Raw genomic sequence first — 22430 nt, 5'->3', positions numbered from 1 at the left:
GTTATCGTATTGACACACTGCTGACAGATCGTCTCCGCAAGCATCACTGTGACAAGGAAATGTCCATGATCACTGCCAGATCCGGGCGCAAGCCCTTCTACGTTCACATTGCCACCCTGTTTACCCTGCTGTTCAGTGTGCTGGGCATGCTGCTGATTCTGCTGCAGTTCCAGCAGGGTTCTCGCCAGATGCTGGAACATGAGCGCCACAACTTCAAACAGTACCGGGAACAGCTGGCCCTCGCTCTGCAACTGAACGAGCAGCCAGCCCGTATGTCCCTCAGCCTGCTAGCCAGCAGCCGACTGGCCGACATGAGCGATCTGGCAAGCCGACTGGAGTATCTGCCGCAGCTGGCAGAGATCCTGGCCAATCGCGACAGCTATGGTGCCGTCTACATCGGCTATGAGAGTGGCGATTTCTTTCTGGTACGAAAACTCACGGAACGGGCCCGGGCCACGTTGCAGGCAGTGCCTGAAGGCAGCCAGTTGCTGGTTCAGAGCCTGAGTAGCGGGCGGGGAGAGTTCCTCTATTTTGACGAGCAGCTGCAACTTTTGGCACGGCGAGCCATGGCGGATTATCGATTCGATCCCCGCAGCCGCGACTGGTACCGGCTGGCTCGCGGTTCATCAAAGATTGTCGCCACCACCCCCTATCTCTTTTTTACCACCAGGGAGCCGGGCATGACGATGGCTGTCACCAGCCATAGCCAACGCGCCGTGATAGGGCTGGATGCCGGTGTCGAGGGGCTCTCGGCCTTGATTGGTGAGCTGCAGTTGCCGCTCCAAAGCCAGGTAGTGTTGTTCGATCGCTCCGCGACACTGCTGGCGGCCGACCCTGTACATCTGCCAGCCTATGATCAGCTGACTCGGCTGCCAGCGATCACGGCTCTGGGCAGCCCAGTCATGGCCGAGCTGAAAACTAGGCTAGAGAGGACGCCTGTGCTGCTGGATGGTACTCCCCAGGAGCTGACCCTGACCACAGGGGAAGAACAAGAGTGGCTGGTCTATATCTCTCCCCTCGGCAAGGACACCCCTTTTTACGTCGCCCTGCTGGTCTCGGCAGATCTGCTTTATCAGCAGGCACGCAACGAAGCGCTGGTCAATGTGGCATGGGCGCTGGGCAGCCTGCTGTTGTTGCTGCCGGTGATCTGGCTGGTCTCCCGCCGTACCGCTACCCCGCTGCTGGCCCTGACCCGTGAGGCTGAGCGGATCCAGCGTTTCGACTTTGGCGAGGGTCAGGTTCCTGAATCAGCCATCCGGGAAATAGATGACCTTGCGCGCACCATGTCCGGCATGCGCCAAACCCTCGGCAACTTCATGAACATGGGTAGAGCACTGGCTGCAGAGCACCGCGTCGACTCCCTGCTAAGCCGCATCCTGCATGAAACCATCGCCGCGGTACAGGCAAAAGGGGGATGCCTCTACCTGGCCCAACAGCAAAAGATGCAGCCGGTCCAGGCCCGCTGGCAGCAAACCGAACTGCCCCTAGGGCAGGTTCCCTGGCCACAACCATTGCTATCCGGCCTGGCCACTTCCCAGCGCATCTCCCTCAGCCTGGATGAGGCGGCCTGGAGGCAACACCTGGACAGTTGGGGTTCCTTTCCCGGCCTATGCCAGCTGGTAGCTGAGCCGCTCTGCAACCATCGTCAGGAGCTGATCGGCTACCTCCTGCTGATCCTGCCACACTGCAGCGAACAGGAGCTGGCATCGCGCATCAGCCTGATCGAGGCGCTGGCGGGCACTTCGGCCTCCGCCATCGAGAACCAGCGCCTGCTGGAGGAGCAAAAACAGCTGCTCGAATCCTTTATCGAGCTGATGGCCGGCGCCATCGACGCCAAGAGCCCCTACACCGGCGGCCACTGCCAACGTGTGCCCGAGCTGACCAAGATGCTGACCGAGGCAGCCTGCGCCCAGCGACAGGGCCCCTTTGCCGATTTCACTCTCAACGAGGAGGAGTGGGAAGCCATCCATATCGCCAGCTGGCTACATGACTGTGGCAAGGTGACCACCCCGGAGTTCGTGGTCGACAAGGCTACCAAACTGGAGACCCTCTACGACCGGATCCACGAGATCCGCACCCGTTTTGAAGTACTCAAGCGGGATGTCTATATCGAGTGCCTCGCAGCCCGCCTGTCATCAGAGATCAGAAGTGCCTGCCGGGAAGAAGCAGCCCCGCGCTGGGCCGAACTGGATCAGGAGTTTGCCTTCATCGCCGAGTGCAATCTGGGCGGCGAGTGGATGGCCCCCGAGAAGATTGAACGGCTCGACGCCATCGCCAGCCGCACCTGGCTGCGCACCCTGGACGATCGACTCGGCATCAGCCGGGAGGAGCTCAAGCTGCGTCAGAAAGAACCGTCTCCCGAGTTGCCCTGCCTCGAGCCACTGCTGGCCGACAAGTGCTGGCACCTTGTGCCTCGTCCGGATGGAGATCGGTTCGACGAGCACAATCCCTGGGGCTTCAAGGTCAAGGTACCGCACCATCTCTACAACCGGGGGGAGAGATACAACCTTGCCATCAGCAGGGGAACCCTCACCGAGGAGGAGCGCTACAAGATCAACGAGCACATCATCCAGACCATACGCATGCTGGAGCACCTCCCCTTCCCCCGTCATCTGCGCTGCGTGCCAGAGATTGCCGGCGGTCATCACGAGCGGATGGATGGCAAGGGTTACCCACGCCAGCTGACCGGAGCACAGATGAGCGTACCAGCCCGCATCATGGCTATCGCCGATATTTTCGAGGCGCTGACCGCCAGTGATCGCCCCTACAAATCTGGCAAGACGATCTCCCAGGCTCTTGCCATCATGCAGAACATGGTGCGTGAACAGCATATCGACTCGGATCTGTTCGCCCTGTTTGTCAGCAGCGGCATCTGGCGCGATTACGCTAGGCGCTTCCTCGAGAGCGCCCAACTGGATCAGGTGGACGAAACCGCACTGCTGGCCGCACTTGCCTAGGCTGGGTCATATTTTCTTACATTTGCGGGCTGGCCTGAGCGCTCCGGGCTGGTTATAACGGTGCCCCTATAGCGAAGGGGGAGCAATAGACTCCCCCTCACTCTTTGTCACACCACACTGTTCAGGTTATCTATGTCAAAACATCTCGTTCTGCTGGGCGCGCTGACGCTCTCCGGCTGCTCCCTGTTGTCTCCCCCAGCCCCCACCGTCACCCCAGTGCACCTTGCCGATACCAGCCAGCGAGGCTTCTACATCGAATGCAGCAGCATGAAAGCCTGCTTCCAGCAGGCCAACCAGACCTGCCCACAAGGTTACAAGGAGACCGATCGCCGCCAGCAGACGCTATACAGTACCCAGTATCTGGGAGGCAGCTACGACGAAGACAAGAAGGTCTACAAGGCGGCCAAGCCCTATAGCATCGCCAACACAGTCCACTCCCTGACAATTCAGTGTCCCGTCACTAGAGGCTGAGCCAGCCTAAGGGCGATGCTCTCCCCTTACCGCGGAAAAGAAAACGGTCAACCCAGGTTGACCGTTTTTCACTATGGCGTAGCCCTTAGAACAGCAGATGCGCTACACCGGCAATTACCGGCAAGGTAACCAGGGTGCGCATCAGGAAGATCACAAACAACTCCCACAGTTTGACCGGGATCTTGCTGCCAAGCAGCAGGGCCCCCACTTCCGACATATAGATAAGCTGGGTTACCGACATGGCGGCAATGACGAAGCGGGTCATCTCGCTATCGATGGTCGAGGCCAGCACCGCTGGAATAAACATATCGGCAAAACCGACCATGATGGTCTTGGATGCGGCTTCCGCCTCCGGCAGTTGCAGCAGTTCCAGCAAGGGGACGAAGGGGGCGCCAAGCCAGTTGAAGATGGGGGTGTGTTCGGCCAGCATCAGGGCACAGGTACCGATCGCCATGACCACAGGCAACACGCCAAACAGCATGTCGAGCGCATTTTTCACCCCTTCCCGGGCGACGGCACCGAGACCGGTCATCTGCTCTGCCTTGGTCAATGCACGTTCGAGACCATAACTCATCACACTGTGCTGGTGGGGCACCGCCTCCTGCTTGCGACACAGGGGAGCGCCATCGATATAGATATCCTTCTTCCAGGATAGCGGCGGCAGACGTGGCACCACGATAGCGGCAACCACCCCAGCCAGACAGACAGTCAGATAGAAGGGAACGAACATGTGTTCCAGCTTCACCTGGGAGATCACTACCAGACAGAAGGTGATGGAGACGGCGGAGAAGGTGGTGCCAATAACGGCCGCTTCCCGCTGGGTATAGAACTTCCCTTCGTACTGCTTGCTGGTCAGCAGGATGCCGACACTGCCATCCCCCAGCCAGGAGGCAAAGCAGTCTACGGCAGAGCGACCCGGCAACCGGAATACCGGACGCATGATGCGAGTCATCATAGTGCCGACAAACTCCAGCAGCCCGAAATCGAGCAGCAACGGCAGCAGCAGGCCGGCAAAAATGAAGACTGAAAACAGCACCGGCAGCAGATCGTTGAGCACCAGGCCGCCGGTTGCGCCTGAATAAAGCACCTCTGGTCCCACCTGGAAGAAGGTCAGCAGCACGAAAATACCACCCACCACCCGCACGCAGGCCCAGAAAGGAGAGACGTTGAACAGGCTGTTGAGGAATGGTCTACGCACCAGAATCGCCGGTTTGAACAACCAGGTGATGATAGTCATCAGCATGGTGGTAGTGATCACCGCACTGACCATGGCAACCAGATAATCGGCAAAAACCCGCTGCACCAGCTTGGCCAGCACTGCGACGGGGATGGTGACGTTACCGTCATAGACGACCGGCGTCATGAACAGCAAGATACCGATCAGTGACGGTATTAGAAACATCAACAAGTTACGGCGGGTATTAACCGCAGATGCTTCAAGACTCTTTTCCAGCATGATAAGACTGCCCTAATGTTACTTTTCCATAGCTCGGTCTACCTGCGTATTCATGCATTAACCGGCAAAACGGGCGCAAGAATACTCCAAAAAAATGCACAAACAAGCCCATAATGCATAAATCTGCGCATAAAAATTTTTACAGGTAAACCTTCCATCAAAACAATCAGATACAGAAACGCATATCGATTCAATCGACATCGCCAGACGATTGTTTCATTACTGTTAATTTTGATGGGCAGTATAAACAGTTATCAACGGCAGGCAATAAGTGGCATCACAAACATACCTAATGAGCCACTACTCGACAGGCATAAAAAAACCGGAGCCTGTTCAGGCTCCGGTTATCAATGAAATGGACAGACAAGGGTATCAGTCACGGACGTAGATCACTTCCACACCATCATCATCTTCGTCATCCCAATCATCATCGTCGAGACTTTCGTCAAAGGCCATGGAGGCGGCAAGCGCTTCCGCTTCGGCTTTAGCCAGCTGGTTCTTGTGGTAGTCGTCCCACTTGAACTCCACTTTCTCGATCGCCTCTTTGGCATCCTGCTCCAGCTGACGGGGCATGGTATCCAGCAGATCCAGGATGTCGTAGCAGACCTTCTTGGTCCCTTCCTTGCTGATGGCAGTGATGGCGTAGACCGGCCCTTCGTGGTTGAGGGCGGCTTTCACGCGATCCATCACTTCCTGAGCCTCTTCTTCCAGGATCAGATCCATCTTGTTGAACACCAGCCAGCGCGGCTTGCCAGCCAGTTCCGGGCTGTACTTCTCCAGCTCACGCACGATGGTCACGGCATTTTCAGCCGGATCGGAGCCATCAATGGGGCAAATATCCACCAGATGGATCAACACGCGGCAGCGTTCGAGGTGCTTGAGGAAACGGATACCAAGACCTGCGCCTTCGGCTGCCCCCTCAATCAGGCCCGGAATATCGGCGATCACGAAGGAGCGGGAGTTCTCACCACGCACCACACCGAGGTTCGGCACCAGGGTGGTAAAGGGATAATCAGCGACTTTCGGGCGGGCGGCAGAAACAGCGCGAATAAAGGTAGATTTACCGGCGTTGGGCAGACCCAGCATACCGACGTCAGCCAGCAACAGCAGCTCCAGCTTCAGGGTACGCACTTCGCCCGGTGTGCCGTTGCTCTTCTGGCGTGGAGCCCGGTTGACCGAACTCTTGAAGCGGGTATTGCCCAAACCGTGGAAACCGCCCTTGGCAACCAGCAACTTCTGCTCGTGGTGAGTCAAGTCGCCCAGCAACTCGCCGGTATCGTCATCGGTTGCACGGGTACCGACCGGCACGCGCAGGATCTTGTCCTTGCCACGACGACCGGTACAGTTGGCACTCTGGCCATTCTCGCCACGCTCGGCAGCATGGAAACGCTCAAAACGGTAGTCGATCAGGGTGTTGAGGTTCTCATCGGCAACCAGATAGACGTCACCACCGTCACCACCGTCACCACCATCCGGACCACCGTTGGGAATATATTTTTCACGGCGAAAACTTACACAACCGTTACCACCGTCACCGGCATCGACTCGAATCTGGACTTCATCAACAAACTTCATAGGTAACCGTCACCTTAATTCGAAAAACCGATACGCAATTATAGTGGTACAGACCCCTGCGGGCGATACGCATCTTGCCTCTCCGGGCAATCTCGGTACCCGGGTCATCTGCGTTCCGTTTTTTCGTCATTATTTCGGAAAAACAAAAGCCCCGCCTGTTGGCGGGGCTTCGGATCCTTGCGGTCCGTAATTACTCAGCAACGATGCTAACGTACTTACGATTCAGCGGACCTTTAACTTCGAACTGCACCTTGCCGTTCGCGGTAGCGAACAGGGTGTGGTCCTTGCCCAGACCAACGTTCTCACCAGCGTGGAACTTGGTACCGCGCTGACGAACGATGATGCTGCCAGCCAGAACTGTTTCGCCGCCGAAACGCTTCACGCCCAGGCGTTTAGCTTCAGAATCGCGACCGTTGCGGGATGAACCGCCAGCTTTTTTGTGTGCCATCTATCGGACTCCTCTAATTAAGCGCTGATGCCAGTGATTTTGACTTCAGTGAACCACTGACGGTGGCCCGCTTGCTTACGGTGGTGCTTACGACGACGGAACTTGACGATAGTCACTTTCTCGCCACGGCCGTGAGCCACAACTTCAGCTACAACCTTGCCACCTTCAACGAAAGGAGCACCTACTTTAAAAGTGTCGCCTGCAGCAACCATCAGCACTTCGTTGAAGTCGATGGTAGCGCCAGTCTCAACGTTCAGCTTTTCCAGACGAACGATTTGACCTTCGGCCACACGGTGTTGTTTTCCGCCGCTTTGGAATACCGCGTACATTTGATTAACTCCGTAAAGGCATGTCTTTTGCTCAAGGCTAGACATGCGCAAAAACCTATAACAATGGGCGGGCATTCTACGCAAATCGATCTGCTCAGGCAAGGCCATTTTCGCAAAAAGTTTATTTTGTGCGCATATCTGCCGCCGTGGATAAACGCCTAACTGTAACCCATTGTGAAATCGTGTAGAATCCCTGCCATTACTAAAATCGCAGTTATTGCTGCTGTCACGTTACGAGACTTATGGACCAACAGACTATCCGTGCGCTCTGTGCCGCCGACATGACGGCGGTCAATGAACTGATCCTGGCCCGACTCCAGTCCGACGTTAGTCTGATCAATCAGCTGGGTTTCTACATTGTCAGCGCCGGCGGGAAACGGATGCGCCCCATGCTGACCGTGATGGCTGCGCGTGCGCTGGGCTATGAGGGTGAGGATCACCTGAAACTGGCCGCCATCATCGAATTCATTCACACCTCTACCCTGCTGCACGACGACGTGGTCGACGAATCCGACCTGCGCCGTGGCCGGGAGACCGCCAACGCTATGTTTGGCAATGCTGCCAGCGTGCTGGTCGGTGACTACCTCTATAGCCGCTCCTTCCAGATGATGGCCGAACTCTCCAACCTGCGGGTGATGGAGATCCTCTCGGATGCAACCAACACCATCGCCGAAGGGGAAGTGCTGCAGTTGATGAACTGCAACGATCCGGATACCACCGAAGAGAGCTACATGACGGTCATCTATTGCAAGACCGCCAAGCTGTTCGAGGCCGCCACCCGTCTCGCCGCCGTGCTGACCCATCAGCCCGAGCCCGTCGAGCAGGCCATGACCGATTACGGCAAGTATCTGGGCACCGCGTTCCAGATCATCGATGACGTGATGGACTACTGCTCCCAGAGCGAAGAGATGGGCAAGAACGTCGGCGACGATCTGGCCGAAGGCAAACCGACCCTGCCGCTGCTGCGCGCCATGGAAGTGGGTACGCCGGAAGAGCGCCAGCTGGTACGCGATGCCATCGAGCACCGCAACGGCATGGAGCATCTTGAGCAGATCCTTGGCATTCTCGACCGCACTGGCGCGCTGGAGTACTCCCGCATGCGTGCCAGGGAAGAGGCCGACAAGGCCATTGCCGCCCTAGCCATCCTGCCTGACTCCCCGCACAAACAGGCGCTGGAAACACTGGCCCACATGGCCGTGCAGCGCAGTGCCTGAGTAAACGACATGCATGAAAAAAGAGGCCTTCGGCCTCTTTTTTATTGTCTGCTATCTGCTGGACAGTGCATTTCGCCAAACTCAGCGACTCAGCATCCAGAGGATCATGCAACCCGCAACCACTAGCGAGCCGCCGATACGGCGCAACTGCTCCGGTGGCTGATCGCTCAGCAGCCGTAACATCTGCTGCCATGCCCTTGGCATCAACAGCGGGCCGAGCCCCTCGAACAACAGCAGCAATCCCAACCCCATCAGCATGGATGTCAGCATCCGACCTCCTTCAATGCAACCAGCCCCTCGGGTCAACGGCTGGCATTGGCACCAAAAACAAAAGGGTCTGACAATGCAGACCCTTTGAATGTGACCTCGTGGCGATTACTGCTTGGTGCCGTGAGGAGACTTGAGGTAACGGAAGAACTCGCTGTCCGGCTTCAATACCATCAGGTCGTTACCACCGGCGAAGCTCTTGCGATAGGCCTCCATGCTACGCACGAAGCTGAAAAACTCGGGGTCTTTCTTGTAGCTGTCGGCATAGATCTTGGCGGCTTCCGCATCCCCTTCACCGCGCAGCTGGCGAGCGTTACTCTCGGCGTCGGCGATCATGACGGTCACCTTGCGGTCGATATCGGCACGCAGGATTTCAGCCTTTTCGCGACCCTGAGAGCGGTGCTCACGGGCCACAGCGGTACGCTCGGCGCGCATCCGCTGGTAGATGGAGTTGGAGACTTCCACCGGCAGGTTGATCTGCTTGATCCGTACATCCACCACCTTGATACCGAGCTCGGAGGAGCGCGCCATCTTCTTCAGGGCATCTTCCATCACGGTACTGCGCTCACCGGAGACGATGTCCTTGATGGTACGGTTACCAATCTCGGAACGCAGACCGTTGTTGATCTTGCGCTTGAGCAGATCTTCAGCCTGCAGCTTGTTGCCACCACCGGTTGCCAGGTAGTACTTGGAGAAGTCCTCAATCTTCCACTTCACGTAGGAGTCGATGATCAGGTCTTTCTTCTCGGAGGTGACAAAACGGTCGGCCTGGCTGTCAATGGTCTGGATGCGGGCATCCATCTTGCGAACCTGGTCGATGAGCGGCACCTTGAAGTGCAGGCCCGGCTCATAGAGGCGGGGTTCACCGGAGTCAACCCGCTTCACCTTGCCAAACTGCACCACAATCCCCTTCTGACCTTCATCAACGATAAAGACAGAGGAGAAGCAGACCATGGCCGCGACAGCGATTGCACCAATAGCTAGCTTTTTCATCTATCAGTTTCTCCCTGAGCTGAAGCGGTCACCGCTACGCAGCGGCATTGTCGGGGTTGAGTTGGCACCCTCGTTGGAAACGGGGACCTGCTCTGTGACCGGGCCGACAGTGGCACGATCAGACTGGGCAGCCTTCGGCTTGCCAGACAGCTTGTCGAGCGGCAGGTAGATCATGCTGTTGTTGCCAGCCGGCATATCGACCACCACCTTGTTGGCCTGCTGATAGAGCTCTTCCATGGTTTCCAGATAGATACGCTCACGGGTCAGCTCGGGGGCAGCCAGATACTGGGGCAGCAGCTCGTTGAAGCGAGCAACTTCACCCTGGGCTTTCAACACGATCTGGGATTTGTAAGCTTCCGCTTCCTGCTCCAGACGCTTCACCTGGCCACGGGCCTTGGGCTCCACTTCACGGGCATAGGCTTCTGCTTCACGAATGAAACGCTGTTCATCTTCCTGAGCGGAGATGGCGTCATCAAACGCGTCTTTCACCTCTTCCGGCGGACGCGCCGGCAGGAAGTTGACATCGACGATCTGCAGACCCATCTGGTAGGGCTCGATGATGCCATCGATCACCTGCCAGGTCTCCTGACGCACCTTCTCACGACCGGTAGTCAGGACGTCATCCATCCGGGTATGACCCACCACGTAGCGCAGGGCGCTATCGGTGGCCTGACCCAGACTCTCGTCGGCATTGGTCACGCTGAACAGATACTGCTCGGGATTGACGACACGGTACTGCACGTCCATCTCGACCCGTACCACGTTCTCATCCTGAGTCAGCATGAAACCGGAGGCAGGCAGGGAGCGCACGGACTCGACGTCCACCGGGATCACCTGATCGATAAAGGTCGGCTTCCAGCGCAGGCCCGGCTCGACAATATGGGAAAACTTGCCAAACCGCAGCACGGCACCACGCTCCGCTTCGCGAATGGTGTAGAAGCCGCTGACGACCCACACCACCACAGCGACAACCAGCGCGATGGAGATACCAAAGCGACCTACATCGCCGCCAGATTTGCCGCCACCAAACAAGCCACCGAAACGGCGACTCACTTTGCGCAGCATTTCATCCAGATCAGGGGGTCCCTGATTCTTGCCGTTATTCCCCCAAGGGTCACGGTCTTTGCCGTTGTTACCAGGCTCATTCCAAGCCATCAGCGTCTCCATTAATACATGCGGATGGATATCATCTCTATCGGGCCATCATACGTTGAGAAGCCCCTAAGGGTTCATCTTCATCGACGAATCAATGCCTGATAAAGCGTTGTAAACTCTCACCTTCCTGTTTCACGAGGCGGTTCCAGTCGGCCACTTGCAAGCGGACTTCCAGCACGAAATCACCCTCCTCGCTAAAACCTTCCTGCTCAATCCCTTTCAGCTGATAGAGCGCACTGCGCAATCTCGCGGCAGAAGGAGGCAACTGCAGGGTGTGATGCACCATGGAGCCAGCCAGCAATTCGGTCAGCGCCGTAAACAGATGCTCACAACCTTCACCAGTCTGGGCCGACAACCAGACGCGCAACGGGCGCCCCTCGTCATCTCGCTCCAGACCTGCCGGACGATCCGCCAGCTTGTCAATCTTGTTGCAGATCATCAGCTGGGGCCTGTCATCGGCTTCAATCTCGGCCAATACCTGCTGCACGGAGTCGATATTCTCCTGCATCTGCTCATCGGCACAGTCCACCACATGCAGCAGCAGATCCGCTTCACGGGTCTCCTGCAGGGTCGCCTTGAAGGCCGCGACCAGATCATGGGGCAAGTGTCGAATAAATCCAACTGTATCCGCCAAAATCACATCACCCACATCCCGGATCACCAGTTTACGCAGGGTAGGATCCAGAGTTGCGAACAATTGGTCGGCAGCATACACGCTGGCAGCTGTAAGTTGGTTGAACAAAGTGGACTTTCCGGCGTTGGTATAACCAACCAGTGACACCGTCGGCACTTCGTTGCGGTTGCGGGCGCGGCGTCCCTGCTCCCGCTGCTTGGCCACCTTGTCGAGCCGACGCAAAATCGCCTTGATGCGTTCCCGCAGCAGACGTCGGTCAGTTTCAAGCTGGGTTTCACCCGGACCACGCAGACCAATCCCGCCCTTTTGACGCTCAAGGTGGGTCCAGCCTCGCACCAGACGAGTGGAAAGATGGCGCAACTGGGCCAGTTCGACCTGCAGTTTACCTTCATGGGTTCGGGCGCGCTGGGCAAAGATATCGAGGATCAGGCCGGTTCGGTCCACCACTCGGCACTGGAACAGACGCTCCAGATTGCGCTCCTGGGCAGGGGTCAGGGCATGGTTGAAGATAACGACGTCGGCATCCAGCATCTGGACTTGGGACGCAATCTCTTCAGCCTTGCCGCTGCCGACAAAAAATTTGGCGCTGGGCGCACTACGACTGGTGGTGATCACCCCCAGCGCATTGACTCCGGCCGAGCTCACCAACATTTTGAGCTCTTCCAGATCCTCCCGCTCACCCTCATCACTGAAGTTGACATGCACCAGAACGGCCTGTTCGCCAGCTTCATAACGGTCAAACAAGCGCTTGCTCCTTAACAGGAATCATGATGAATCTGAGTTGGCGAGTCGACTCGCCCAGGGATATCACGCCTCGGCATCACCCTGATCATCAGCCGCGCCACCCGGAGTGGGCTGGTGATGATTAACGGCACGGGCCGGTACGACAGTCGAGATGGCGTGCTTGTAAACCATCTGACTCACGGTGTTTTTCAGCAGGATAACAAACTGGTCAAAAGACTCGATCTGACCTTGCAGTTTGATGCCGTTCACCAAATAGATAGAAACAGGAATCCGCTCACGGCGCAGCGCATTCAAAAACGGGTCTTGGAGAGATTGCCCCTTAGCCATTTTTCTTTTCCTTATAGTTTGTTGTTTTTAAACACCGAATATCAATATAACAACCTGATTATACAGGGAGTGTCAAGCCGCACCAGCGCGAGCAAGCACGCGGTCGAGATTGCCAGACTCACCAGATTCCAACCAGGTCACGTCGGGCCAGCCGCGTAACCAGGTCATCTGTCGTTTTGCCAATTGGCGTGTGGCAACAATGCCACGATAACGCATCTCATCATACCCCACTTCACCGCACAGGTAGTCCCACATTTGGCGATAACCCACACAGCGAATGGAGGGGAGATCCGGGGTCAGATCGCCGCGCGCCATCAGCGCACGAACCTCCTGTTCAAAGCCACCTTGCAGCATCTTGTCAAAGCGCTGTTCGATACGCTGATGCAGCAAGGCACGATCGCTCGGGGCGATGGCAAACTGCAGCACCCGATAGGGCAAGCCCTCCCCCTGCACCTGCGTCAGCTCGGTAAGGGTCTTGCCGCTGATGCGGTAGACCTCCAGCGCCCGGGAGAGTCGCTGCGGATCATTGGGGTGGATCCGCGCCCCGGCCACCGGGTCGATGCGTACCAGCTCATCGTGCAGCGCCTGCCAACCGAGGCGGGCAGCCTCTTCCTCAATCCCGGCTCGAATGGCGGGATCGGCGGAGGGCAGCGGAGACAATCCCTCCAGCAACGCCTTGAAATAGAGCATGGTACCGCCCACCAGCAGCGGAATGCGGCCGCGATCGGCGATCTCTTTCATCTCCCGCAGGGCATACTTGCAAAAATCGGCCGCAGAATAGCTCACTGCGGGATCAAGAATGTCGATCAGCCGGTGCGGGGCCCGTGCCAGCTCATCGGCAGTCGGCTTGGCCGTACCTATATCCATGCCACGATAGATCAGCGCAGAATCGACGCTGATGATGTCGCAAGGCAATGCCTGACACAGTTCAATGGCGAGATCCGTCTTGCCGGAGGCCGTCGGCCCCATCAGAAAAATTGCGGTCGGCAAGTCACTCGCCATGTTCAAACTCCTCCAGCACGGTCGCCAATGAAAGCGGGCGTACCATGCGAATATCTGTCAGTTGGTCAGCGTGAGCGGCTACAAGTTCCGTCAGCAGACGACTGGCAGTTGAAAAATCGTATATCTTCTCGCGGCTTATCCCCTGCTCCACCAGCCATTGGCATAATACTTCAGCCTGCTGACCAGCATCACTGTCAGATCCGCCCTCGATAATTTGCAGCAATTCGGGTAACAGACGCACCAGATCGGTCTGGCGCAGCAGAGCCGGCACCCGAGTCAGGATCATGGTGTCGCGCCCCCCGCTTTTCAACTCCAGCCCCATCCGTTTCAGCAAACGTTCCTGCTCGGTCACCAGCGCGATCAAATTCTTCGGCAATTTGAAGGAGACCGGCAGCAACAGCGGCTGGGCAGCCAGTCCCTGGCCCCAGGTCTCCAGCAGCCAGTGGCGCAGCAGTACCCGCTCGGCGCGTACCAGCGAGAGCAGCGCCAGCTGATTATCACGCTCGATCAACAGGTAGGCCTGCTCCACCAGTGTCAGGGCACGACATCCCCCCTGTTTGGGTGACGGCACTGGATCAGTGGGCTGCGCAGGAGCAGCCTCAGCTGCGATAGGAAGCGTAGTGAGCAGAGCGCCCATGCCGCGCATCGCCTCCCGGCTTGGGGGCTCGGGCGGTTGATAGTTGCTGGCTCGGCCTGCACCACCACCGTTCCCTTCCCGCACCTGTGCAGGTGCCCGGTAGCTGTGCTCGGCACCGTACCACTCGGTACGCGGAGCCTGACCGGGATATTCGATCTGCGGGCTGACCGGCAGCTCGACCAGGGTTTCGGCCAGCGGAGTGTCCTGATGAGCGGCGCTGACCCCTTCGCGACGCAGCGCAGTAAACAGCGCCTGAAAAATAAAGTCGTGGATCAACCGCGCCTGATGAAACCGTACCTCATGCTTGGCCGGGTGGACGTTGACATCCACCTGACGGGGATCCAGCTCGATATAGAGCACATAGGCTGCAAAACGGTCAGCGGGCAGCAGCTCGTCATAGGCCTGACGAATGGCATGATTGATGAGCTTGTCACGCATCATCCGACCGTTGACGTAGGTGTATTGCAGGTCGTTCAGCGGTCTTGCCCCCTCCGGGGTTGCCAGCCAGCCCCACAGACGCACGTCGCTATGCTCGCTCTCTACCGCCAGCGCATGGTGCATGAAGGGGGTGCCGCAAACGGCGGCGAGACGTCGCTCCTGCTCCGGCACGGTATTGGCGGCCTTGTACTGGCGCACCACCTTGCCATTGTGGCGCAGGATCAGGGTGGCATCGAAGCGGGAGAGCGCGATGCGGCGCACCAGCTCGTCAATATGGGCAAACTCGGTCTTTTCGCTGCGCATGAATTTGCGCCGCGCGGGTGTATTAAAGAAGAGATCCACCACCTCCACCGTGGTGCCCACCGGATGGGCCGCAGGCTTGATGGTGACGCTCATCTCGCGCCCTTCCGCCTGGGCTTGCCAGGCTTCGGACTGCTCGGCGGTGCGGGAGGTGAAGGTGAGACGGGAGACAGAGCTGATGGAGGCGAGCGCCTCGCCACGAAAACCGAGGCTGTTGATCCCTTCCAGATCATCCAGCGTGGCCACCTTGGAGGTTGCATGACGCGACAGCGCAAGTACCAGCTCATCTTTGGCGACACCGCAGCCGTTGTCACGGATGCGGATCAGCTTGGCGCCCCCCTTGTCGATGTCGATCTCGACCCGGTCGGCCCCCGCATCCAGGCTGTTCTCCACCAGCTCTTTCACCACAGAAGAGGGCCGCTCCACCACCTCTCCGGCTGCAATCTGGTTGGCCAGAATGGGTGGCAAAATACGGATCGGCATCATTTACTCCTGAATTTCAATCTTGCGGATAGGGAGCCGTTCCACCACCTCTCCACCAACCGGAATCTGGTTGGCCAAGATAGGGGGCAATATACGGATCGGCATCACTTACTCCTGAATTTCAATCTTGCGGATAGAGAGCCGTTCCACCACCTCTCCACCAACCGGAATCTGGTTGGCCAGGATAGGGGGTAATATACGGAGCGGCATCACTTGCTCCTGAATTTCAATCTTGCTGATGGTATTGGCTAACAGCGAGAGCGGTATCACCCGCTCCCGCGCGTCAGTTTTGCGGAATGTAGAGTACCTGCCCTACCTGAATATTCCGCGATTTGAGCTTGTTGATCTCTACCAGTCGCGCCTGACTCACCCCATGCTTCTCGGCAAGGCGGGAGAGACTCTCCCCCCGCTTGACCACATGGCGGATCATCTGCGACTTGTCATCACTGCGAACGGGGGCGGCAGCGCGGCTCTGCCCCTGCTGGGGAATATAGATGGTCTGACCAATCTGAATATCCCGGCTGCGCAGCTGGTTGATCTCTACCAAAGTGGATTGACTCACTCCATGCTTCTCGGCAAGGCGAGAGAGACTCTCGCCACGTTTGACCACATGGCGGAGCATCCGAGATTTGTCATAGTCGCCCACATTGCTAACCGGCGCACCAGAATCTTGCGCAGCCTCAGAATAGGGCTTGATCACACCGGCACCTGAACCGGTCGCAGTAGCGCCGTCACGCACTGTAGCCGGCATCTTGTTGGTCACCACCGGCTGCGACTGCACCGGCTTGGGCTGGCTCACCGGCTGCGAAGCTACCGGTGCAGAGCGAGTGGTCGCAGCAGGCCTGCTCGCCTGTCCCTTGCCGGTCAGCATGGCCCCCTTGGTCGGGTGGGCGCGGTAATAGTTGCGGATCCCCTCGAAAATGGCGCGGGCCAGCTGATCCTGATAGCTTGAGGTGGCCAGCAGCTTCTCTTCCGCATGGTTGGAGATAAAGCCGGTTTCGACCAGCACCGAGGGAATATCCGGCGCCTTCAGCACAGCCAGACTGGCATGCTCCGGCGCCTTCTTGTGCAGTCGGGCAACCTTGCCCAACGAGCGCAGGATCTGACGGCTGACGTCGTAGCCTTCGGCACGGGACTTGTCCATTGAGAGGTCGAGGAAGGTCTGCGCCAGATAGGGGTTGGGATCGGATTCCGCCAATACCTTGCCAACCCCGCCCAGCAGCTCACCCTGCTTCTCCTGCTTCTCCAGCCAGCTTCCCATCTCGCGGTTGGCACGGTTGGTCGAGAGGACCCAGACAGAGGCGCCACGCGGAGTGGAGTTATGGAAGCTGTCCGCATGGACCGACACCAGCAGATCCGCCTTGGCCTTGCGGGCAATCTCGGAACGCTTGTTGAGGTCGACGAAATAGTCGCCACGACGGGTCAGCACGGCGCGCATCCCCGGCTCGCGGTCGATCAGCGCGGCCAGCTTCTGGGAGACCGCCAGCGTCACTCGCTTCTCATAGGTACGACGTGGACCGATGGAGCCCGGGTCTTCCCCACCGTGGCCTGGGTCGATGGCAATCACCACCCCCTTGCCCTTGCCACCCACTGGTGTGGCTTGTACCGCAGCAGCCGACCGCTTCTCTTCATAAGGTAGATCGATCACCAGACGGTGACCATAAGGCCCGGCTGGTGCCAGCGGAAAGACCACCGGCTTGATGGCTGAGCTGAGATCCAGTACCAGCCGCAGGCCACCCTTCTCCAGCGGAGTGCTCTCACGTATCTTGCGCACCAGCTCGCTGTTGTTCTCGACCTGGGCCAGATTGGCAGCGTTGCTCGCCCCTTTCAGATCGATCACCAATCTATCGGGGCCAGCCAGGGTGAAGTAGTTGTAGTTGGGGGCACTGCTCATATCGAGCACCACCCGGGTATTATCCGGTGATGGCCAGATTCGCACACTCTTGAGCTGATTCGCCCAGGAGGGTAATGCCATCAAGGAGAGAGCAATAACAAGGATCAAGCGCACGTAGATGACAACCGTTCCAGAATGGCTTCGCCAATAGCAGTGCGAGCCTCTATCAGAACCTCGCGCTGCTCGCCTACATAGGTGAGGGTAATTTCCAGGTCTGGGGCCGGTAACCAGCCCTCGCCCTTCTCGGACCACTCCACCAGACAGAGAGTATTGGCGGCAAAATAGTCCCGAATGCCCATGAATTCCAGCTCTTCCGGATCAGCCAGGCGATAGAGATCGAAATGGTAGACCTGCCAGCCATCGAGTTCGTAGGGCTCGACCAGGGTGTAAGTCGGGCTTTTTACCTTGCCCTGATGGCCAAGGCCCTGCACCCAGCCGCGGGTAAGGGTGGTTTTACCGGCGCCAAGCGTGCCATGCAAAAACACTGTAGTCGCCTGCTGGCAGGCCTGTGCCAGACGGCCACCAAGTGCCACGGTTGCTGCCTCGTCCGGCAGTGTCATCATCAACTGTTTTGCCATGTTCTTCTTTTTAACTTGTAATGGTGTCGGGATTAACCAGTTTGCGGATCAGCGGCAGCAAGTCTGACGCCAGCATGCCCCGCTCGCCGTCAGCGGCGGCCTGATCTGCAGCCTCGCCGTGGATCACGGCGCCCAGCCAGCTTGCCATGGTGGCAGACCAGCCCTGGGCCAAAAGGGCGGCGATTATACCAGATAACAGATCGCCCATGCCGCCACTTGCCATGCCGGGATTGCCTTCACAACAGAGAGCGACCCGCTCGCCGTCATAAATAAGTGTTCCCGCCCCTTTTAACAAAACCACACCGCCATAACGCCGCTGCAGTGCCTGCACGGCGGCAAACCGGTCGGTTTCAATGTCGGCAATGGAGCATCCCAGCAGGCGCGCTGCTTCGCCGGGATGGGGCGTGAGCACCCAATTATCCTGATGGCGGGGAGATTGCGCCAGCCAATTCAATCCATCGGCGTCCAAAACCAGTGGCAGCCGTTCGGTGAGATAACGGGTGATTTGTACTCTTCCCCACTCATCCTGACCGAGCCCGGGGCCAATGACCCGCACCGACGCCCCCCCCTCGTAATCAGCGCTGGTGAGACTCATCAGTTCGGGTTGATAGAGGCTGACCGGCGAATGTTCCGGATGCTGACACACCCGCACCAGCCCGGCCCCCGCCCGCAGGCAGGCGCGAGCCGCCAGCACGATGGCCCCCTGCATGCCGCGATTGCCCCCCACCAGCAGCACCTTGCCATAAGAGCCCTTGTGGGAAGCGCGCGGGCGCGGGGTCAGCAGCATGCTGAGCTGCGGATAATCGATACGCCAGGCGGCGGGCAGCATAGCTTCATCAGGCGTCACGCCTAGGGGATCACAGTCGAGCTGGCCGACACAATCCACCCCGTCGCCGGTGAGCATTCCCTGCTTGATACCGATAAAGGTGAGGGTACGAGTGGCCTGCACCACGGCCCCCATGGCACGGCCGGTATCGCCGTTGAGGCCGGAGGGGAGATCCACCGCCAGCACGGGCACAGCCAAGCCATTGATTGTTGCGACGATCTTTGTCAGTAGTGGCGAGAGGGACGTGTTGACGCCGGTGCCAAGCAGGGCATCGACCACCAGATCCGGGGTGGTGTGCTGGTCCTTATCAAACTGCTCGGCCAGCCAGACCCGGCCACCGGCCGCCAGCCACTCATCGGCGGCCCGTCTGGCATCCCCCTTCAGCTGGTCGGGTGCTCTGGCGGCAATCACCACCACCTCGATGCCAATCTGGCGGGCAAGGCGGGCCAGCACATAGCCATCACCGCCGTTATTACCGGGGCCGACGAAAATCCACCAGCAGCGACTGTCGGGCCAATGCAGGGTGGCATAGGTGCGCAGCGCGGCACCGGCTCGCTCCATCAGGGCATAGAGAGGTTGCCCCTCACGCGCGGCCCAGTTGCGCTCCAGTGCGCGGATCTGTTCAGTCTGCCACAACCCCTGTGGTAAACTGCTCCCCTCTTTTGTGCCCAACGCGCCCCTGATGATCTCTACCATGACGGCTCCCGCCTCTTATCAATCGACCCACGCCAGCAAACACCGGCCAGGTCAAGCCGCATGAGCGCACCTGACTTCCACCAGCTGGCCCACGATATCAAGCTCTGGGCACGGGAGCTAGGTTTTGACCAGGCGGGCATCACCGACACCGATCTGCGTATCGAAGAGCCGAGATTGCAGGCCTGGCTGGATGCGGGCTATCACGGCAGCATGGATTACATGGCGCGCCACGGCATGATGCGCGCGCGCCCCCACGAGCTGTTGCCGGGCACGATGCGGGTGTTGTCGGTGCGGATGAACTACCTACCGTTCGAGGCGGGCTTCGCCGCTACCCTGCGCGATCCGACTCTCGGCTATATCAGCCGCTATGCTCTCGGTCGCGACTACCACAAGGTGCTGCGCAACCGGCTCAAACAGCTGGGTGATCGCATCGAAGCGCGCTGCGCCGAGCTGTTTCAAGGCACTGAAGAGACCTTGGGTGAGTGGCGCCCCTTCGTCGACTCCGCCCCCATCCTCGAGCGGCCACTGGCAGCCAAGGCGGGCCTAGGCTGGGTTGGCAAACACTCACTGCTGCTCAACGAATCGGCTGGCTCCTTCTTCTTTCTCGGTGAGCTGTTGCTCAACCTGCCGCTGCCGCTCGACCAGCCAGTGGAGAAGGAGCAGTGTGGCAAGTGCGTCGCCTGCATCAACATCTGCCCGACCGGCGCCATTGTCGCCCCCTATGTGGTGGATGGCCGCCGCTGCATCTCCTATCTCACCATTGAGAATGACGGCCCAATTCCGGAAGAGTTCAGGCCCTTGATGGGCAACCGCATCTACGGCTGCGACGACTGCCAGCTTATCTGCCCCTGGAATCGCTACGCCGATGCCAGCCCGGAACCCGATTTTAGCCCCCGCCCCAGCCTGCACCGACCGCCCCTGCTGGCGCTGTGGTGCTGGAGCGAGAGCGATTTCCTCAAACAAACCGAGGGGAGCCCGATCCGCCGCATCGGCTATCAACGCTGGCGCCGCAATCTGGCAGTCGCCCTGGGCAATGGCCCGGCGACCCCCGAGGTGATCGCAGCCCTGCAACTGGGGCTGACCACCGCCGAGCCCATGGTGGCCGAACATATCGAATGGGCGCTGGCCACCCTTGCCCGGCGTCAGGATGACGAGAACAAGAAGACCCGTTTGCTGATCCGCTGCATCGAAAAAGGTCTGTCGGATCACGCATAAGTGATCTGCCCCTTGCCGGATTGCAGCACTTTTTTCATGCTCTGCCGACCCGTCGTGATCAACCCTGCGATCAAGACAACATGGTCGGCACACTAAAAGGACATTACAGATGCAAATGTTGGGAGTGGATATTGGAGGCTCGGGGATCAAGGGTTGCCTGGTCGACACCAAAACCGGCGAATTGATTGGCGAGCGCCATCGCATTGCCACACCGCAACCGGCCACCCCGGCCGCCATCGCCCATACCCTCAAGGCGCTGGTCGAACACTTCGACTGGAAAGGACCGGTGGGCTGCGGCTTTCCCGCCACCATCCACAACGGGGTTGCCAAGAGTGCCGCCAACATCGACAAGAGCTGGATCGAAACCGATGCCGAACATCTGTTTGCCGATGTCACCGGCAAGCCCTGCTATGTGCTGAATGATGCCGATGCCGCCGGTCTGGCCGAGATGCGCTTTGGCGCTGGCAAGGATCGCAAGGGGGTCATCATCCTCATCACGGTCGGCACCGGCATCGGCACCGCCATCTTCGTCAACGGCCATCTGCTGCCCAACACCGAGCTGGGCCATCTGATGCTGGAAGGAATGGTCGCCGAGCACTACTGCTCCGATGCGGCGCGCAAACGGGAAGATCTCTCCTGGAACCGCTGGGGCAAGCGCTTCAACAAGTATCTGGCGCGCCTCGAGTTTCTCTTCTCCCCCGACCTCTTCATTCTGGGGGGCGGCAGCGCAGCCAAGCTGGATAAGTTTGTCGATCGCATCGAGACACGGGCGCCGCTTATTCCGGCAGCCAGCCTCAATCAGGCGGGCATTATCGGGGCCGCCCTCTACGCGGCCGAGCAGCAGGGCTGACCGACGCTCACTGCAAGTCAGCAGATACCAATGGAAAGGGCCCGGCACTGCTGCCGGGCCCTTTTGTTTTGCGGTCATCTTGCGAGTTTGGCGCTTATCACCCGCTACATGTCGTCGAGTCGGTGCACTCCGTGCACCAGTCGGGTCAGGCGGGTCTGCTCCAGCCTGGCCAGATTCTCGAGCAATGCGGTGGTGGCCGGTGTCGGGCACTCCCGGGCCAGATGACCCAACTCACCGACCAGCTGCTCCTCCCAGCGACAAACCAGCGCAAGGATCTCCCCGGTTTGAGCCGAGGCTGGCAGCTCGCAACCGGTAATGGCAGGCAGCATATCCTCGCTAAAACCCTGCTCCAGCCAGGTTTCCCTGACCGCCTCTCCCAGTTGAGCGGCATATTCGTGCAGATGGGCACTAGCCGCATCCTCACGCCCTTGCAGATAGACCAGCAACATCCGGCTGCGTTCGCTGTCCACCTGACTGGTCAAACGCCCGTAACAGAGTCCGAGCTGGTGATGAACCTGCTCAAGATAGTGCAGCAACTCTTTGATCTGTTGGAATCTCATCGCACTGCCCTCCATGCTTGTCGACAACATCAGTATAAAAAACCGGCGCCACCGACCCAATCCCTATCCGAGCCCCTCTTGCGCTGCATCAAGGTTGACACCGACAAAGTGGCGATCAGGTGATCCGGTCACGAATAGGGAACGATTTGTGCAGCAATTTGTGTAACGATGGAGGAGCATTAAGCTAGACAGCAGATGTGAACAGAAACGGGCTAACACACTAATAAAACCAGCCTTACCCGGCATAAACCATCTTTAATTCGGTTATCTGCCGCAGGGACGAAACAGGATCTGGATGAGCAACAATACCATTCTGATCGTTATCCGCCTGACAGAAATCCTTATCACTTTTTTAGACGTCTAGACGTAAAAACATGCGTT

General features: G+C 58.6%; 20 protein-coding genes. 5 read left to right on the top strand and 15 right to left on the bottom strand.

Annotated elements, in window-relative coordinates; translation table 11 throughout:
- Positions 1 to 65: 65 nt before the first annotated feature.
- Positions 66 to 2957, top strand: a complete 2892-nt coding sequence (locus tag I6L35_RS10170; RefSeq protein ID WP_216980180.1) for an HD domain-containing phosphohydrolase — start codon at positions 66 to 68, stop codon at positions 2955 to 2957.
- Between the two features lie 132 nt (positions 2958 to 3089).
- On the top strand, positions 3090 to 3428 hold the full coding sequence (locus I6L35_RS10165) for a hypothetical protein (RefSeq protein ID WP_005341051.1): 339 nt from the start codon (positions 3090 to 3092) through the stop codon (positions 3426 to 3428).
- An 85-nt stretch (positions 3429 to 3513) separates the two neighbouring features.
- Here the strand turns inward: I6L35_RS10165 and I6L35_RS10160 are convergent, their stop codons facing one another.
- The 4 genes from I6L35_RS10160 to rplU all read right to left on the bottom strand — a co-directional run bounded on the left by I6L35_RS10160 (position 3514) and on the right by rplU (position 7236).
- The gene (locus tag I6L35_RS10160; protein ID WP_216952929.1) at positions 3514 to 4884 is read right to left on the bottom strand and encodes a YjiH family protein; all 1371 of its coding nucleotides are present in this window, start codon (positions 4882 to 4884) and stop codon (positions 3514 to 3516) included.
- A gap of 372 nt (positions 4885 to 5256) precedes the next feature.
- The gene (gene cgtA / locus I6L35_RS10155) at positions 5257 to 6459 is read right to left on the bottom strand and encodes an Obg family GTPase CgtA (protein ID WP_216952928.1); all 1203 of its coding nucleotides are present in this window, start codon (positions 6457 to 6459) and stop codon (positions 5257 to 5259) included.
- Between the two features lie 190 nt (positions 6460 to 6649).
- On the bottom strand, positions 6650 to 6907 hold the full coding sequence (gene rpmA / locus I6L35_RS10150) for a 50S ribosomal protein L27 (protein WP_005304202.1): 258 nt from the start codon (positions 6905 to 6907) through the stop codon (positions 6650 to 6652).
- A 17-nt stretch (positions 6908 to 6924) separates the two neighbouring features.
- Positions 6925 to 7236: a 50S ribosomal protein L21 gene (gene rplU / locus I6L35_RS10145; RefSeq protein WP_005304210.1), complete on the bottom strand. Its 312-nt coding sequence runs from the start codon at positions 7234 to 7236 to the stop codon at positions 6925 to 6927.
- A 242-nt stretch (positions 7237 to 7478) separates the two neighbouring features.
- Between rplU and ispB the strand changes: the two genes are divergently transcribed.
- Positions 7479 to 8450: an octaprenyl diphosphate synthase gene (ispB, locus tag I6L35_RS10140; RefSeq protein WP_019444890.1), complete on the top strand. Its 972-nt coding sequence runs from the start codon at positions 7479 to 7481 to the stop codon at positions 8448 to 8450.
- An 81-nt stretch (positions 8451 to 8531) separates the two neighbouring features.
- Here the strand turns inward: ispB and I6L35_RS10135 are convergent, their stop codons facing one another.
- The 10 genes from I6L35_RS10135 to I6L35_RS10090 all read right to left on the bottom strand — a co-directional run bounded on the left by I6L35_RS10135 (position 8532) and on the right by I6L35_RS10090 (position 19424).
- Positions 8532 to 8720 carry a DUF2065 family protein gene (locus I6L35_RS10135; RefSeq protein WP_100646711.1) on the bottom strand — a complete coding sequence of 63 codons (189 nt, stop codon included), beginning with the start codon at positions 8718 to 8720 and terminating at the stop codon, positions 8532 to 8534.
- 105 nt (positions 8721 to 8825) lie between these two features.
- Positions 8826 to 9710, bottom strand: a complete 885-nt coding sequence (gene hflC / locus I6L35_RS10130) for a protease modulator HflC (protein WP_005339038.1) — start codon at positions 9708 to 9710, stop codon at positions 8826 to 8828.
- A gap of 3 nt (positions 9711 to 9713) precedes the next feature.
- On the bottom strand, positions 9714 to 10865 hold the full coding sequence (gene hflK, locus I6L35_RS10125) for an FtsH protease activity modulator HflK (protein WP_216980179.1): 1152 nt from the start codon (positions 10863 to 10865) through the stop codon (positions 9714 to 9716).
- A 91-nt stretch (positions 10866 to 10956) separates the two neighbouring features.
- Complete coding sequence (gene hflX / locus I6L35_RS10120; RefSeq protein WP_005339043.1) at positions 10957 to 12243, bottom strand: ribosome rescue GTPase HflX; 1287 nt, start codon at positions 12241 to 12243, stop codon at positions 10957 to 10959.
- A 63-nt stretch (positions 12244 to 12306) separates the two neighbouring features.
- Positions 12307 to 12570, bottom strand: coding sequence for an RNA chaperone Hfq (gene hfq, locus I6L35_RS10115; RefSeq protein ID WP_216980178.1), 264 nt, complete (start codon positions 12568 to 12570; stop codon positions 12307 to 12309).
- A 72-nt stretch (positions 12571 to 12642) separates the two neighbouring features.
- A complete protein-coding gene (gene miaA, locus I6L35_RS10110; RefSeq protein WP_216980177.1) occupies positions 12643 to 13572 on the bottom strand; it encodes a tRNA (adenosine(37)-N6)-dimethylallyltransferase MiaA in 930 nt (309 codons plus the stop codon).
- Positions 13562 to 15430, bottom strand: coding sequence for a DNA mismatch repair endonuclease MutL (gene mutL, locus I6L35_RS10105; protein WP_216980269.1), 1869 nt, complete (start codon positions 15428 to 15430; stop codon positions 13562 to 13564). Before mutL ends, miaA begins: the two co-directional genes overlap by 11 nt.
- Positions 15431 to 15713: 283 nt before the next feature.
- On the bottom strand, positions 15714 to 17405 hold the full coding sequence (locus I6L35_RS10100) for an N-acetylmuramoyl-L-alanine amidase (RefSeq protein ID WP_254204557.1): 1692 nt from the start codon (positions 17403 to 17405) through the stop codon (positions 15714 to 15716).
- A 23-nt stretch (positions 17406 to 17428) separates the two neighbouring features.
- The gene (gene tsaE, locus I6L35_RS10095) at positions 17429 to 17902 is read right to left on the bottom strand and encodes a tRNA (adenosine(37)-N6)-threonylcarbamoyltransferase complex ATPase subunit type 1 TsaE (RefSeq protein WP_005339056.1); all 474 of its coding nucleotides are present in this window, start codon (positions 17900 to 17902) and stop codon (positions 17429 to 17431) included.
- A gap of 10 nt (positions 17903 to 17912) precedes the next feature.
- On the bottom strand, positions 17913 to 19424 hold the full coding sequence (locus I6L35_RS10090) for an NAD(P)H-hydrate dehydratase (RefSeq protein ID WP_216980175.1): 1512 nt from the start codon (positions 19422 to 19424) through the stop codon (positions 17913 to 17915).
- 60 nt (positions 19425 to 19484) lie between these two features.
- Between I6L35_RS10090 and queG the strand changes: the two genes are divergently transcribed.
- Both queG and ppgK read left to right on the top strand, forming a co-directional pair.
- Positions 19485 to 20639: a tRNA epoxyqueuosine(34) reductase QueG gene (gene queG / locus I6L35_RS10085; RefSeq protein ID WP_216980174.1), complete on the top strand. Its 1155-nt coding sequence runs from the start codon at positions 19485 to 19487 to the stop codon at positions 20637 to 20639.
- Between the two features lie 109 nt (positions 20640 to 20748).
- Complete coding sequence (gene ppgK, locus I6L35_RS10080) at positions 20749 to 21489, top strand: polyphosphate--glucose phosphotransferase (protein ID WP_111900698.1); 741 nt, start codon at positions 20749 to 20751, stop codon at positions 21487 to 21489.
- A 104-nt stretch (positions 21490 to 21593) separates the two neighbouring features.
- Here ppgK and I6L35_RS10075 read toward each other — a convergent pair whose 3' ends face one another.
- On the bottom strand, positions 21594 to 22049 hold the full coding sequence (locus I6L35_RS10075) for a hypothetical protein (RefSeq protein WP_216980173.1): 456 nt from the start codon (positions 22047 to 22049) through the stop codon (positions 21594 to 21596).
- Between the last annotated feature and the right edge of the window lie 381 nt (positions 22050 to 22430).

The organism is Aeromonas sp. FDAARGOS 1405 (genome assembly GCF_019048265.1).
GTDB lineage: Bacteria > Pseudomonadota > Gammaproteobacteria > Enterobacterales > Aeromonadaceae > Aeromonas > Aeromonas veronii_A.
This window is presented reverse-complemented; position numbering and strand designations above follow the sequence as displayed.